The organism is Burkholderia sp. MSMB2157WGS (assembly GCF_001532755.1).
GTDB lineage: Bacteria > Pseudomonadota > Gammaproteobacteria > Burkholderiales > Burkholderiaceae > Burkholderia.
On record NZ_LPJG01000047.1, the window covers coordinates 36,943 to 51,872 of the forward strand.

Here is a 14,930-nt window from a genome sequence, read left to right on the forward strand (position 1 = left end):
CGGCCATCATCGTCGATCCGGCGGCAATCCGACGATTGCCCGACCGCATCCTGACATTCTGCTGTCAAAGTCGCTTGCAACACTGCGGGGCTCAACCACTTTCCCCCGGCGACGGGACGACGCGCATGCGCATCGTCCCGTCCGTTGCCCGCCACGATGACACGCCCGATCCGCACCGCCGCCGCTCTCACGATTGCCTGCCTGTTGCTCGCCGCTTGCGGCGGGGACGACTCGACGCCGCCTGCCACGTCGGCCGACAACAACGGCACGGCGCCCGCGCCGCAGCCCATGCCTGAGCCCGCGCCGGCCCCGGCACCCGCGACCTACTACCAGACGAAGACGCCGTACCGCCCGCAGCAGGACGCCGCAACGTACGAAGCGCCGCCGGCCGGCTACGCGCCGGTCTATACCGAACTCGTCGCACGTCACGGCTCGCGCGGGCTGTCGGGCTTCAAGTACGACGGCGCGATCTACGCGATGCTGGCCAAGGCCGAGGCCGACGGCGCGCTGACCACGCTCGGCGCGCAGCTCAAGGCCGACACGTACGCGATGATGAAGGCCAATGCGCTGCTCGGCTACGGCGTGCAGGGCATCTCGACGCCCGGTTACGGCAACCTGACTCAAACCGGCATCCGCGAACATCAGCAACTCGCCGCGCGTCTCGCGCAGCGGCTGCCCGCGCTGTTCGCGACGGGCAATCGGCAGGTGGTCGTCGTCAACTCGGGCCAGGATCGCGCGGTCGACAGTTCGACGTATTTCTCGGCGGCACTCGTCGCCGCGCAGCCGGCACTGGCGCCGGCCATCACGCTGCCGGCCGCGCCGGCCGGCTATCCGGCGAGCGCACCGGTCGCGCAGCCGGCCGGCACCAACCGTTTCCTGCTGTACTTCCACTCGCTGAAGCCGGCCACCGATCTCGTGACCGACACGAGCGATCCGTACTACGCGACCTATCAGGCGAGCCAGGCGTACCAGGCCTATGCAAACGACGCGACGGTGGCCGCGAAGCTGAAGGCGATCAAGGCCGCGCCGCAGGCGGCCGACGTCGCGCAGACGGTGCTGTCCGCACTCGTGTCGCCGGCCTTCATCGCGAAGCTCGGCTCCGACGGCTACACGTTCGCGAACACCGGCACCTATGCGTTCACGTCGTCGGACGGCAAATTCACCAACACGCTGAAGGGCGACGGCAAGACGAAGATCGCGACGGCCGTCGACGCGGTGAACGTGCTGTACAACCTGTTGCAGGTTGCGCCCGCCATGACCGCGGAAACCGGCGGCGTCACGATGGAGAAGTACATCGGCGCCGAGCAGGCGCAGTATCTCGCGTATCTGCAGGATGCCGAGGACTACTATCAGAAAGGGCCCGGCATCCAGGAAGCGAACCCGGTGACGTACCGGATGGCGAAGGTGCTGCAGGACGACTTCTTCGGCGAAGTCGACGCAATCGCGCGCGGGGACCTGACGCACGCCGCGAAGCTGCGCTTCACGCATGCGGAGATCGTGATTCCGTTCGCGTCGATCATGAATCTGAAGAACGTGTTCGTGCCGACACCGCAGGCACAGACGTACACGTATGCGAACAACCCGTGGCGCGGCGACCAGGTGTCGCCGATGGCCGCGAACATGCAGTGGGACGTCTATCGCAACGGGTCGCGGCTCATCGTGAAGATGCTGTACAACGAGCGCGAAACGGATTTCCAGGCCGCGTGCGACGGCGCGAAGATCGCGCCGGGCAGCCACTTCTACGACTACGCGGGGCTGAAGCAGTGTTACGGGTATCAGTGAAGTGAAGCGCAGCGCCGCAGCCTGCAGCGGTGCGGCCGGCCGGCATCTCGCGCCAACGAACTCGCGGCGGCTCGGTCGGTCGAACGAGCATCGTCGGAGGACTCTCATGAAACGCGTCGCGCTTGCCGCCGTCCTGACCCTGTTTGCCACCATCGGCGTGCCGGCTATCGCCGGCGCGCCATCCGGCGCCGCCTCGGCGGCCCCGACTCAGGCATACGCAAAGAATTGCGTGCCGTCGCGGGATGCGTCGCAAGGCGCCCGCTCCCCCTCCAGCGCGCCGCCGATCCGCGTCTGCGTCGGCGATTCCGACACGCAACTGAACCTGCCGTGGTTCCTGACCGATGTCCTCACCGCCGTGGACACGCACCAGTCGCCCAGCGGCCTGCTCCACAAGATGCGCAACGATTTCTGAAGCGCCGCGGGCACCGCATCGTTCATGATGCGTCGGGGCGGTTCAGCACCTGGATGAACGCGCCGACGATGCCGGCCCACATCCCGGGGTCGGCAATGCGTTCCAGCAGCACCCGCAATTCCTGCCGTTCTTCGTTCGACAGCACGCCATGCGCGCCGCGGATGCTGTCGTAACGCGGCGTACCGCGCGACGCGAGCGCGCGATCGAGCGAATAGTCGCGAGCAGCTCCGTCCACCGAGATCCGAATCCACAGTGAACCACCGTCCGCCGCGGCGGCGCCGTCGGTCACGATGACCGGGGGCGGCATTTTCTCCATCGCAACGCTCCGGTTTTGACACGCCGGCGGCAGTCGGCCGACAACGGCACCACATGAAAATGTTTCTTTTTGAGACACAATCGCGAAATCTCATCAATATTTAGACAACAATATTTCGCAATGGCGCGCCGCATCTTATACTTGCCGCGCACCATCCTCGTGCCAAGAGACGGTGTCTTTCGTCCCGGCTGCACACACTGTGCGGCCGGGGCTTTTTTCGGTACGCTGCGTCCATATACATGCTCGATGCGAGCATGTTATTACGGAATGCTGCCGGATAGATGGCCGATCGCGACAGGCGCGTGCCGATGCCCGTCGCAACGGCCGAATCGACCGGCGTCCCGAAACCGGCGCGCGAGCCGCATGGCCCGAATCAGGCATGCGGCATGCGCGCCGTTTGCACATCGACCGGTTCGATTTGCCGCGCCATGCGTACAACACCAAAGGCGACCGCAGGACCGTGGGCACGCCCCCGCGGCTCGAAACCCGTTTTCCAGCGCAGCGGCGCGTGGCCTCGCGTCGTGTTTCTCGCCGCCGCGATCATCTGCGTGCTCGTGCCCGCGTTTGCAATCGTGCTGGCCGACCGCTACGCGCGCGATGCCGTCACCGCGCACGAGCGCGTCGTGGCAAACGACATCGTGACCTCCGTGGACCGCATCCTGGACGGCGTTCGCCTTCGGCACGCGGACGAGCTGACCGCACTCGTCGGGCGGCCCTGTGCGACGGTGTTCCGGACGCTGGCCGAAGTGGGCACTCGCCTGCGTTATCTGCGTGCGGTCGCGCTGGTGAACGACGGGCGCGTCATGTGCTCGTCGGCGCTCGGTTCGATCGACCTGCCGCTCGCCGCCTATGCACGCGAACCCGAACCGGGATCGACGATCGTCACGCTGCTGCGCCAGACGCCGTTCCAGCACGACATTCCGGTGCTGTCCGCGTTTCGCGCCACCGCGCGCGGCGCGGGCGTCCTGTACCTGATCGAAGGCGACTACGTGGCCGACGCGCTCGCCCACGGCACCGGCAATGAAGCGGCGACGGCCGTGCTGTCGATCGCGGGCTCGGGCCGTCTCGATCAGCACGGGAAGTTCACGCCGGAAACGGACGCAGGCCCCGCGGGCGGCAGCACGATTGCTTCGCAGCACTGGCCGTTCACGGTGTCGGTCGTCGCCTCGGCGCACTACGCGTCACAGGTCCAGCGCCACTACCGGCTGATCTGCGCGACGATCGTGCTGCTGGCCGACAGCCTCGTGATGGCCGCGTACCTGCTCGCGATGGCGCCGCGCCGACTGTTGCTGAAGGCGGTGCGCCACGCGCTCCGGCGCAACGAATTCCATGTCGTGTACCAGCCGATCGTCGACGTGCAGACACGCAGGACGGTCGGCGTCGAAGCGCTGCTGCGCTGGCACCATCCGAAGTGGGGGGCCATCAGCCCGGCCGTGTTCATCCCGCAGGTGGAATCGAGCACCGTGCTGCCGAAGGTCACCGAATTCGTGCTGCGCACCGCCGTGTCCGAGCTGACCGCACTGACGCCGTCCGCGCCGCTGCGCATCGCCGTGAACGTCGCGCCGCAGGACCTCGAGCGCGGGCGGTTCGTGGCCGTCGTCGAGGAAGCGATCCGCGCGCTGCCGCCCGGCTTCACGCTGGTGCTCGAAGTCACCGAGCGCATCCTGCTCGAGAAGAACGCGCGAACCACCGAGATCTTCCAGGCGCTGCGGTCGAAAGGCGCGAAGTTCGCGATCGACGATTTCGGCACGCATCACAGCAATCTCGACATGCTGTCGCGCTTTCCGTTCGACTACGTGAAGATCGACCGACAGTTCGTCTCGCAGCTGGACCATGGCAGCGCGGGGCTGATCGAGGGGATCGCGGCCGTCGCGCATCACTACGGCCTGAAGATCATCGCGGAAGGCGTGGAGACGGAAGCGCAGCATCGCGCGCTGCATGCGGTCGGAATCCAGTACGCGCAGGGCTACCTGTATCAGCGACCCATGCGCGCGGCGCACCTGACGCGGGATTTCGCGTCGGCGACGGTGTAGCGGCGCCGCCGACGGCGACTACTGCGCGCCGTATTGACCGCCGAGGTGCACGCGGCCCTGCTCGACCCATCCTTCGACGTCGTCGCCGGTCTTGCCGTTCACGTACATGACGTTGTACCAGCGCCCGTGCGACTTGTAGACGGTCACAGAATCGCCGGGGACGATGAAGGTCCGCTTCGTGACGCACTGCGCGTCGGGCGCCGAGTAGAAATACGCGCGCCCCGCCCCGACGACCGTGCCGGACGCCGGCGGTCGGAAGTTGTCGTCCGGGCCGCTCGCGGCTGCGTCGAGCTTCCCGCAATCGACCGAGCTCTTCGCGTGCGCGCCGTGCACGCCCAGGCTCGCGCCGAGCACCAGCATCGCGATGCCGATGTGCATCGTCGTCTTCATCTGCATGGTTCGTTCGTGAACGCCGTATTTTTTCGGTTTGCCGGTTCGCGTCCGGCCCGCGCTCAATCCTGCGCGACCGTCGTCGCTTCGACGCCCGCCGCTTCCGGATGATGCCCGAGCCGCGCGGAGATCGCCTGCCCGGCCTCCTTCAGCAGCGCGACGTAATGCGCCTTCGTGTCCGCGCCGCACCGCATCGTCGGAAACGACAGCGACAACCCCGCGATCACGCGACCGAAACGATCGAACACGGGCACCGCGAGGCACAGCAGCCCATCCTCCTGCTCCTCGTTGTCCTCGCCGTAGCCCTGCCGTCGCACGTGCGGCAGGATGCTCATCACCGCATCCGCCGACGCGAGCGTTTTCGCGGTCGACTTCCTGAACTCGATGCCGGCCAGCACCGCCCGCGCGTCGGCTGGCGACATCCATGCGAGCAGCACCTTGCCGATCGCCGTGCTGTACAGCGGATTGCGCCGGCCGATGCGCGACTGCATGCGCAGCCCGTAATCGGCGTCGATCTTGTGGATGTAGATGATCGCGTCCTCGTCGAACGCACCGAGATGCACGGCTTCGCGCGTCAGTTGCCCGATGCGGCGCATCTCGAGATCGGCCTCGCGCACGAGATCCACGCTCTCCAGTGCCTTGCTGCCGAGCTCGAACAGCCGGATCGTCAGCCGGTAGCGATCGGTCTCGCCTTCCTGCGCGACATAGCCGAGCGCCTTGAGCGTCTGCAGGAAGCGATGCACCGTCGTCTTCGACATGCCGAGCTGGTGCGACAGTTCGCTGATGCCGATCTCGCGGCGCTCGCCGAGCGCGGCGAGGATCGTGAAGACCTTGCCGACGGCGGCAACCGAATCGGGCCTCTCGACGGCGCCTGCCGCCGCAAGGTCCGCCCCGGTTTCCTGATTCGCCTGATCGCGCTTGCGCTGCCTGGGCGTTGCTGTCATGTCCGTGAGTCCGTGAATCCGTGAGATGCGAATCGGGAGAGCATAACGCGTTCGTCGCGCGACCCGGTCAGCGCGCGAGCCATCCGCCGTCGACGGCGAGCGTATGACCGTGCACGTAGTCCGACGCGCGCGACGCGAGAAACACCGCCGCGCCCGCGAGATCGTCCGGCACGCCCCAGCGGCCGGCCGGGATGCGGGCGAGGATTTCGTCGCTGCGCCGGCTGTCCTCGCGCAACGGCGCGGTGTTGTCGGTCGCCATGTAGCCGGGCGCGATCGCGTTCACGTTGATCCCGCGCGCGGCCCATTCGTTCGCGAGCAACCGGGTGAGGCCCAGCACGCCGCTCTTCGACGCCGTGTACGACGGCACGCGAATGCCGCCCTGGAACGACAGCATCGACGCGACGTTCACGATCTTGCCGCCGCGCCCCTGCCGCACCATCTGCCGCGCGACCGCCTGCGACAGGAAAAATACGCTCTTCAGGTTCACGTCGATCACGGCGTCCCAGTCGGCTTCGGTGAACTCGAGCGCATCGCAACGGCGGATCATGCCCGCGTTGTTGACGAGGATGTCGACATGGCCGAAAGCATCCAGCGCGCCGCCGACGATCCGCTCGACCGGCTCGAGCGTCGACAGATCCGCGCGCACGTCGACGAAACGCCGCCCCACGGCCGCCACGCGCGCCGACGTTGCATCGGACGACGAACGGTTCGCGCCGACGATGTCGCACCCGGCCGACGCGAGCGCGACGGCCATCGCCGCGCCGAGCCCCGTGTTGCAGCCGGTGACGATCGCGACCTTGCCGGTCAGGTCGAACAGGCCGGCGAGCACGGCATGCGCATCGGCGGCGGGAAGATCGGGTGTATCGCGTTTCATGATGTCAGCGCAGGTCGGCAACGGCGATGTGGTCCATGTCCTTGAACACCTGGTTCTCGCCCGCCATCCCCCAGATGAACGTGTACGCCTGCGTGCCGACGCCGGAATGAATCGACCAGCTCGGCGAGATCACGGCCTGCTCGTCGTGCACCACCACGTGACGCGTCTCCTGCGGCTCGCCGAGCATGTGGAACACGGCCGCGTCGGCGGCGAGGTTGAAGTAGAAATACACTTCCATCCGCCGCTCGTGCGTATGGCACGGCATCGTGTTCCACACGCTGCCGGGCTCGAGTTTCGTCATCCCCATCGACAACTGGCAGGTCGGCAATACATCGGGCACGATGAACTTGTAGATCGTGCGGCGGTTGCTCGTGGCCGCGTCGCCGAGCGTTTCCGGCGATGCCTGCGCGAGCGTGATCGTGCGGGTCGGATAGGCCGTGTGCGCGGGCGCGCAGTTCAGGTAGAACTTCGCGGATTGCGCGCGATCGTCGCTGCCGAACACGACACCCTGCCCGCCTTGCCCGATGTAGATCGCCTCCTCCGTGCCCACCGCATGACGCTGGCCGTCGACCTCGACCCAGCCGGGCCCGCCGATGTTGATCGCCCCGAGTTCGCGCCGCTCCAGCAGATGGCTCACGCCCATCGCGGCGCCGAGCGACGCCGGCACCTCGACCGGCCGCGTCGCGGGCCACGCGCCGCCGACGACGATGCGGTCGATATGGCTGTAGGTGAGCGACAGTGCGTCCGGCGCGAACACCTTCTCCACCAGGAAATGCCGGCGCAGGCCGGCCGTGTCGAGCGTCTTCGCGTGTTCGCCGTGAATGCCATGCCGCACGTCCATGCCGGTTCTCCATCGGGAAGGGGGCCGCCGCCCGCACCGTCGCCGCCGGTCGCCCCGATGAGGATTGAAGCACACATTTCTTGAATTCGGAACGTCGATCCGGATTTTCGATCTCGTCTGGTGGATCGATAAATTCCTTTCAGATCAGCGCTATCTAGCATTACGGGTATACGACTACCGTCGAAACTCACAAAAACGGACCATCGTTCCGAATCCTGTCCTATAGTCAGTCAGCAGACATCATTCGACAACGGGACGCATCGACGTCCACGGAGGAGACGTGAAGCTGAAACAGGCCATCGACCGCATTCCGGGCGGACTCATGCTGGTCCCGATGCTGCTGGGCGCGTGCGTGCACACGTTCGCGCCGAACGCCGGGAAGTACTTCGGCTCGTTCACCAACGGCCTGATCGCGGGCACGGTGCCGATTCTCGCCGTCTGGTTCTTCTGCATGGGCGCGACGATCGACCTGCGCGCGACGGGCGTCGTGCTGCGCAAATCGGGCACGCTGCTCGCGACGAAAATCGCGGTCGCATGGCTCGCGACGGTGATCGCCGCGCGCTTCATCCCCGACGACGGCATCCGCACGGGCCTGTTCGCGGGCCTGTCGCTGCTCGCGATCACGACGTCGATGGACATGACCAATGGCGGCCTCTATGCGGCCGTGATGCAGCAGTACGGCACCCGGGAAGAAGCCGGCGCGTTCGTGCTGATGTCGATCGAATCGGGGCCGCTCGTCAGCATGCTGATTCTCGGCGCGGCCGGCGTCGCGGTGTTCGAGACGCGGCTCTTCGTCGGCGCGGTGCTACCGTTCCTGATCGGCTTCACGCTCGGCAACCTCGACGTGGAGCTGCGCGAATTGTTCGGACGCTGCGTGCATCCGCTGATTCCGTTCTTCGGCTTCGCGCTCGGCAACGGCATCGATCTGAACGTGATCGCGAAGAGCGGGCTGCCGGGCATCGCGCTCGGGCTCGCGGTAATCGTCGTGACGGGCGTGCCGTTGATGCTCGCCGACAAGGTCCTGGGCGGCGGCAACGGGACGGCCGGGCTTGCCGCGTCGTCGACGGCGGGCGCTGCGGTCGCGAACCCGGCGATCATCGGCGAGATGATTCCGAAGTTCAAGCCGATGGTGCCGGCGGCCACCGCGATCGTCGCGACCGCGTGCCTCGTGACGGCGATACTCGTGCCGATCCTGACGGCGATGTGGGCGAAGCGGGCGGCGCGGGCAAGCGGTGCGCCGCTGCCGTCGCTGGCCGCACGGCCCGCGCATGGCAGCCCGATCGAGCATGAAGGGCATGTTTGAGCAGTGCCGGTTCGAGTCGGGCCTCAGGCGCCCGCTTCAAGTCGGTCAATGCTCGGCAGCATGAAAACCGCGGGAAATCGATGAATTTCCCGCGGTTTTCATTCGTCGGTGTCGGCGCGCATCTTGTCGCACGCCGACGAAACCGGACACTGCCGCGCTGCGCTTCAGTCGAACGTACGCACGATGGCGGACGCCTTGGTCGAGATCAGCCAGTCGCCCGCCACCTTATGCATGACGAAGTGATCGTTGAACAGCCGGTTGCCGATCCGCACCCGCACCGTCGCCGTTGAAAGGCCGTCAGAGACATGCTCCATCGAGAGGATCGCCTCGTCTCTCGGCGCGCCGGTCGATCGAGGACTGGGCCTCCCGCCGATGAGCGCCGCGTACTCCGACGACGACAGCGTGCGCAACCGGCCTTCATCCAGCCACTGAACGAAGCCGTTCGGATGGAAAATCTTGTCGAAGTCACGGCTCTGCGGCTCATAAGCGAGGTTGAAATAATCGTCGATCAAAGCGACGACGGCTTGGGTCTGGGTCATTGTTGGCTTTCCTCGGTAGTGAACGGCTCGTATAGTGAGCGATCCTTCCCGCTCTCTGCTACGGCGACCCGGTTATCGCTGCCATTACAGGAACACATGGATGATGGAAGACCTCGATGGAGGGCTGGTCAGCGGCTTGCTCGTCCTGGCAGCCCTGGCCGAATCCGGCAGTTTCGGCCGTGCGGCATCGCGTCTGGGCAAGACTCAGCCGGCGGTCAGTCGCGCCATCCAGCGACTGGAGGACCGCTTGCGCGCAAAGCTCGTGCATCGCACCAGCCGGCACGTCGAAGTGACGGACGCCGGCCATGCGTTGTTGTCGAAGGTGCTGCCGTTACTCCAGGGAATCGAAGAGGCGGCCGTCGACGCCTCCGATCAGACCTCGGTCGTCAACGGAACGCTCCGTGTCGCATGCGATGCCGTGTTCGCACGCCTCGTGCTGGCCCCGGAGCTGACCCGGTTCATGAAGGATCACCCCGCGCTTCACCTGAAGCTGGAAACCCGGAGCGATCTCTCGGACCTGGTCAGCGAGGGATTCGATCTCGCCATCCGATTTGGACCGCCGTCCATTTCGACCTTGGTCTGCCGCAGGCTATACAGTCCGCGGGTACTGACTCTGGCCGCGCCGTCCTACCTGGAGCAGCGCGGTCGGCCGAGGTCGCCGCAGGATCTGGTCGACGGCGGCCATGAATGCATCCTCGCCATCGACCCGGCTACCGGCCGCCCCTTCGACTGGGAGTTCTGGCGCGACGACGAGAAAGTGAAAGTGGCCGTCAGCGGCACCCTGACCGTCACGGATGCGGGAACCAAAATCGGCGCCTGCCTCGCCGGCTTCGGGATCGCCCAGGTGATCGACCTCGGAATCGACACGCACCTGCGTGCGGGCACGCTGGAGCCGGTTCTGACGGACTGGTGCGACGAGACGTTTCCTCTTTACGTCTACTATCCCAGTCGAAACCACGTCCCGGCCAAGGTAAGGGCGTTCATCGACTTCGTGGTCGGCATGATGCCCAGGCTACAGTCGAACGGTTATGGCGCCGGCCAGCGGTCGCCCTCAACCGTGCTCGAAGCGCTGCGTCGCGAATAGCGTCCGTTGTCCGTCGGGTGCCTGGCCGTCTACCTCGGCCGTCATCGCCATGCCGTCGCTTCCGTTGCGCCGCATCCGCATCGCTCGACGGCTTCCTGCCGCCTGTTGCCAAGCGCCCGCAGCGGCACGACAGCCGTTCAAGCGCTAAAATCCGCCGCCTGGGCATCCACGACGAGCAAGCGTTTTGACGGCGTTCGAGCAGGGTTTCATCCTTACCCGCCACTGGCGGGACACCGCATCCGGTATCGAGATCGAGTTCTGGCTGGCGACCGAACGCGGTCCGCGCCGCGTGCGGTTGCGCCCGCAGGAAGCCGTCGCGTTCATTCCGGCCGAACAGCAGGCGCTCGCCGAACGCACGCTGGCCGGCGAACGCGACGCGGAACTGCGCCCGCTCGCGCTGCGCGATTTCAGCCGGCGCCCGGTCGTCGGCCTCTATTGCCGGCGCTATCGCCATCTGTCCGGGCTGCAGAAGCGCCTCGCGGCGGCCGGCGTCGACGTCTACGAAGCCGACGTGCAGCCGCCCGATCGCTATGCGATGGAGCGCTTCATCACCGCATGCGTCGAGTTTCGCGGCCAGCCCGGCCGCGACGGCACGCTGACCGGCGCCGAGCTGAAGCCCGCGACCGGCTACCGCCCGGCGCTGCGCTGCGTGTCGCTCGACATCGAAACCAGCGTCCACGGCGAGCTGTATTCGATCGCGCTCGAAGGCTGCGGACAACGGCAGGTCTACATGCTCGGACCGCCGAACGGCGATGCCGACGCGAGCGCCGTCGACTTCCGCCTCGACTACTGCGACACCCGGGCCGCGATGCTCGCGCGCCTGAACGACTGGTTCGACGAACACGACCCCGATGCGGTGATCGGCTGGAACCTCGTGCAGTTCGACCTGCGCATCCTGCATGCGCACGCAGAGCAATACGGCGTGCCGCTCAAGCTCGGGCGCGGCGGCAGCGTGCTCGACTGGCGCGCGCACGGCCAGCAGCCCGACCACTTCTTCGCAGGCGCGGCCGGCCGGCTGATCCTCGACGGCATCGACATGCTGAAATCGGCGACGTGGACGTTCCCGTCGTTCAGCCTCGAATACGTGTCGCAAGCGTTGCTCGGCGAAGGCAAGTCGATCGACAATCCGTACCAGCGCATGGACGAGATCCAGCGCCGCTTCGATCACGACAAGCCCGCGCTCGCGCGCTACAACCTGAAGGACTGCGAACTCGTCACGCGCATCTTCGACAAGGCCGACCTGCTGTCCTTCGCGCTGGAACGCGCGAGCGTCACCGGGCTCGCGGCCGACCGCACCGGCGGGTCGGTGGCAGCCTTCACGCACCTGTACCTGCCGCGCATGCACCGGCTCGGCTATGTCGCGCCGAACCTCGGCGACGTGACGGGGCAGAACAGCCCCGGTGGCTTCGTGATGGATTCGCGCCCCGGCCTGTACGACTCGGTGCTCGTGTTCGACTACAAGAGCCTCTATCCGTCGATCATCCGCACGTTCCTGATCGATCCGGTCGGGTTGATCGAAGGGCTCGCGAATCCCGGCGACGACGCATCGGTGCCCGGCTTTCTCGGCGCGCGCTTCTCGCGCACCGCGCACTGCCTGCCCGACATCGTGCGCCGCGTGTGGGAGGGCCGCGACGACGCGAAGCGGCAGCGCAACGCGCCGCTGTCGCAGGCGCTGAAGATCATCATGAATTCGTTTTACGGCGTGCTCGGCTCGACGGGCTGCCGCTTCTTCGACCCGCGCCTCGCGTCGTCGATCACGATGCGCGGCCACGAGATCATGCATCGCACGCGCAAACTGATCGAAGCGCAGGGTTACGAAGTGATTTACGGCGATACCGATTCGACCTTCGTGTGGCTCGGCCGCGCGCACGACGACGACGAAGCCGGCGCCAAGGGCCGCGCGCTCGTCGAGCACGTGAATCGCTGGTGGCATGCGCACCTGCGCGACCAATTCGGGCTCGACAGCGCGCTGGAGCTGCAGTACGAGCGACATTACCGCCGGTTCCTGATGCCGACCGTGCGCGGTGCGGAAGAAGGCAGCAAGAAGCGCTACGCGGGCCTCGCGGCGACGGCCGACGGCGGCGAGGACCTCGTGTTCAAGGGGCTCGAGACGGTGCGCACCGACTGGACGCCGCTCGCGCAGCAGTTCCAGCGCGAGCTGTACCGGCGCGTGTTCAGACGCGAGCCGTACCGGGATTTCATTCGCGATTACGTGCGGCGCACGCTCGCCGGCGAATTCGACGATCAGCTCGTCTACCGCAAGCGCGTGCGCCGGCCGCTGCGCGAGTACGAACGCAACGTGCCGCCGCACGTGCGCGCAGCGCGCATCGCCGACGAGTTCAACCTCGCGCAAGGCCGGCCGCTGCAGTATCAGCGCGGCGGCTGGATCAGCTACGTGATGACGACGGCCGGCCCCGAGCCGCTGGAGACGATGCGTTCGCCGATCGACTATGCGTTCTATCTGAGTCGTCAGCTGCAACCCGTCGCCGATGCGATCCTGCCGTTCCTGCGGGACGATTTCGAACGCGTGATCTCCGGGCAGGGGCAGTTGTTCGGCGACTGACGAACGATGACGCGTCCGTACACGCGTCGGCGCAGTCGTCGCATCTCGCTGCCATGTGACGTCGATCTCCATCGCGTGCCGTCCACATCGCGCACTTTCACCCATTCTGGAACACAGTTCGCCTGGAATCGCCATTTATCAGGCCGGTCAAGGTTCCTAAACTTTCCTCGTCGGTTCAGCAAACCGCAACGAAATCGTCCGAGGAAACCGTGAAATCCATCATCGCCGCCATCGCCACTGTCACCGCTACCGCCCTTCTCACCGCACCGGCCGCGTCGTACGCACAGTCGTCGCACTCGACGCTCACGCGCGCGCAAGTGCGCCAGGAACTGCTCGATCTCGAGTCGGTCGGCTACGAGCCGGTCGCCGGTGACGGCGACAACTATCCGGGCGACATCGTCGCCGCGCAGGAACGCCTCGCCGCGAAGCGCCTCGCGGAACGCAAAAGCGCGGAAGCCGCCTACGGGGCGAACGGCGCACCGGGCATGGACTCGGGCGCGCCGGCGGCTGCGACGATGAAGCGCTAACGCGCCGCGAGCCGTTTCGGGGGCGCCCCCATCCGGCTAAAATACCGGCCTGCCGCGCCTCCCGCCGCGGCCGGAGGACATCGATCATGACCGGACGTCGCGGTGCCGCGGTCGCCATCGCGCCCAGCCACGAGACAGCCAGCCTGTCGAAAGCCCAGAAGACGTTCAATACGCTCGTCGAGCAAATCGAAAAGCGGCGCGAACGTCTCGGTGCGTGGGAAGCCGTCATGCCGGCGTTCCAGAAGAAGTTCGTCGACGGGCTGTTGCCGCTCGAACAGGAGGCAACGGCGCTGCGCATCCGGCTGATCCATCTGCTCGACGACGCGTTCCTGCAGAAGGGCTTGAGCAAAGCCGAGCAGCGCACGCTGTCCGACCTGATCGCCGACATGGCGCGCGATTTGCTGCACACCAGCGACGACGCGGCGTTGAAGGTGATTTACCACCGGCATGCCGGATCCGATCGCGTCGGCAACGCAACGGCCGCTCCCGAGCCGACGAAACCGAAACGGGAACCCGAATCGCAGTCGCCCTCGCCCGAGGATCTCGACTCGCTGTCCCCCGACGAACTCGCCGAGCGGATGCAGGCCGAACTCGATGCCCAGTTCGAGCGCGACATGGCCGCGCACGCGGCCCGCGAGGCGCAGCGCGCGAAGCGCAAGAAAGCACCGAAGCAATCGGCCGCGCAGGCGCGGATCGAAGCCGAACAGGCCGAATCGAACAAATCGATCCGCGAAATCTATCGCAAGCTGGCCAGCGCGCTGCACCCCGATCGCGAATCCGATCCGAACGAACAGACACGCAAGACCGCGCTGATGCAGCGCGTCAATCACGCTTACGACAAGGGCAACCTGCTGCAGTTGCTGGAATTGCAGCTGGAAATCGAACAGATCGACCGGCGCGCGATCGACGGCCTCGGCGAAGCGCGGCTGACGCGCTACAACGGCATCCTCGAGGAACAACTGCGCGAGCTCGATCGGGAGATCGAACACGTCGAGCACGATTTCCGGCGCACCTATGGCATCGCGTCGTCCACCAAGGTCACGCCCGATACCGTGCTGCGCATGCTGACGCGCGACATCGCCGGCATGCAGCGGAGCAACCAGGACCTGGCCGTCGCGCTACGCGAATTCGAGGATCCGGACAACGTCAGGCGCTGGCTGAAGGACATGAAGCGCCAGCCGGCGGCGTCTCGCTTCGACGACGATTCGTATTGACGATACGGCGGCACGCATGTGCACGCCGCCATCCCCGTTCATCCCCCGCGTGATGCCCGGTGTCCCGAGATCGGCCCCGCTTCACCCGGTCAAATCGAACACGCCACC

14 protein-coding genes are annotated in these 14,930 nt (G+C 66.6%); 8 read left to right on the plus strand and 6 right to left on the minus strand.

The annotated features are described in order from the left end of the window. Positions 1-156 precede the first annotated feature (156 nt). Both WT53_RS27945 and WT53_RS27950 read left to right on the plus strand, forming a co-directional pair. Positions 157-1,782 (plus strand): histidine-type phosphatase, encoded by a 1,626-nt coding sequence (locus tag WT53_RS27945; protein ID WP_034205703.1) that lies wholly within the window; start codon positions 157-159, stop codon positions 1,780-1,782. 106 nt (positions 1,783-1,888) lie between these two features. Then, complete coding sequence (locus WT53_RS27950; RefSeq protein ID WP_034205704.1) at positions 1,889-2,194, plus strand: hypothetical protein; 306 nt, start codon at positions 1,889-1,891, stop codon at positions 2,192-2,194. A 22-nt stretch (positions 2,195-2,216) separates the two neighbouring features. Here the strand turns inward: WT53_RS27950 and WT53_RS27955 are convergent, their stop codons facing one another. Beyond that, positions 2,217-2,588: a hypothetical protein gene (locus WT53_RS27955; protein WP_230624854.1), complete on the minus strand. Its 372-nt coding sequence runs from the start codon at positions 2,586-2,588 to the stop codon at positions 2,217-2,219. A gap of 350 nt (positions 2,589-2,938) precedes the next feature. On the opposite strand from WT53_RS27955, the gene WT53_RS27960 reads away from it, so the two are divergent. After that, a complete protein-coding gene (locus WT53_RS27960) occupies positions 2,939-4,543 on the plus strand; it encodes an EAL domain-containing protein (protein WP_052100227.1) in 1,605 nt (534 codons plus the stop codon). Positions 4,544-4,561: 18 nt separating this feature from the next. On the opposite strand, the gene WT53_RS27965 is transcribed toward WT53_RS27960, so the two are convergent. The 4 genes from WT53_RS27965 to kduI form a co-directional block, all read right to left on the minus strand. After that, positions 4,562-4,933, minus strand: a complete 372-nt coding sequence (locus WT53_RS27965) for a hypothetical protein (RefSeq protein WP_034206282.1) — start codon at positions 4,931-4,933, stop codon at positions 4,562-4,564. 62 nt (positions 4,934-4,995) lie between these two features. Next, complete coding sequence (gene kdgR / locus WT53_RS27970; RefSeq protein ID WP_060262400.1) at positions 4,996-5,877, minus strand: DNA-binding transcriptional regulator KdgR; 882 nt, start codon at positions 5,875-5,877, stop codon at positions 4,996-4,998. Positions 5,878-5,944: 67 nt separating this feature from the next. Further along, positions 5,945-6,751 carry a 2-dehydro-3-deoxy-D-gluconate 5-dehydrogenase KduD gene (kduD, locus tag WT53_RS27975; RefSeq protein ID WP_034205707.1) on the minus strand — a complete coding sequence of 269 codons (807 nt, stop codon included), beginning with the start codon at positions 6,749-6,751 and terminating at the stop codon, positions 5,945-5,947. 4 nt (positions 6,752-6,755) lie between these two features. Next, positions 6,756-7,592: a 5-dehydro-4-deoxy-D-glucuronate isomerase gene (gene kduI, locus WT53_RS27980; protein ID WP_034205708.1), complete on the minus strand. Its 837-nt coding sequence runs from the start codon at positions 7,590-7,592 to the stop codon at positions 6,756-6,758. A 280-nt stretch (positions 7,593-7,872) separates the two neighbouring features. Between kduI and kdgT the strand changes: the two genes are divergently transcribed. Continuing rightward, a complete protein-coding gene (gene kdgT, locus WT53_RS27985) occupies positions 7,873-8,895 on the plus strand; it encodes a 2-keto-3-deoxygluconate transporter (RefSeq protein ID WP_034205709.1) in 1,023 nt (340 codons plus the stop codon). A gap of 164 nt (positions 8,896-9,059) precedes the next feature. Here the strand turns inward: kdgT and WT53_RS27990 are convergent, their stop codons facing one another. Further along, positions 9,060-9,434: a nuclear transport factor 2 family protein gene (locus tag WT53_RS27990; RefSeq protein WP_034205710.1), complete on the minus strand. Its 375-nt coding sequence runs from the start codon at positions 9,432-9,434 to the stop codon at positions 9,060-9,062. Between the two features lie 100 nt (positions 9,435-9,534). Between WT53_RS27990 and WT53_RS27995 the strand changes: the two genes are divergently transcribed. The 4 genes from WT53_RS27995 (at position 9,535) to WT53_RS28010 (ending at position 14,822) form a co-directional block, all read left to right on the plus strand. Further along, a complete protein-coding gene (locus WT53_RS27995; RefSeq protein WP_230624855.1) occupies positions 9,535-10,518 on the plus strand; it encodes a LysR family transcriptional regulator in 984 nt (327 codons plus the stop codon). Positions 10,519-10,702: 184 nt separating this feature from the next. Continuing rightward, on the plus strand, positions 10,703-13,081 hold the full coding sequence (locus tag WT53_RS28000; RefSeq protein ID WP_034205711.1) for a DNA polymerase II: 2,379 nt from the start codon (positions 10,703-10,705) through the stop codon (positions 13,079-13,081). 209 nt (positions 13,082-13,290) lie between these two features. Further along, entirely contained in the window at positions 13,291-13,608 is a 318-nt protein-coding gene (locus WT53_RS28005; RefSeq protein WP_034205712.1) for a DUF4148 domain-containing protein, read from the plus strand. Between the two features lie 86 nt (positions 13,609-13,694). Then, the gene (locus tag WT53_RS28010; RefSeq protein ID WP_034205713.1) at positions 13,695-14,822 is read left to right on the plus strand and encodes a J domain-containing protein; all 1,128 of its coding nucleotides are present in this window, start codon (positions 13,695-13,697) and stop codon (positions 14,820-14,822) included. Positions 14,823-14,930 lie beyond the last annotated feature (108 nt).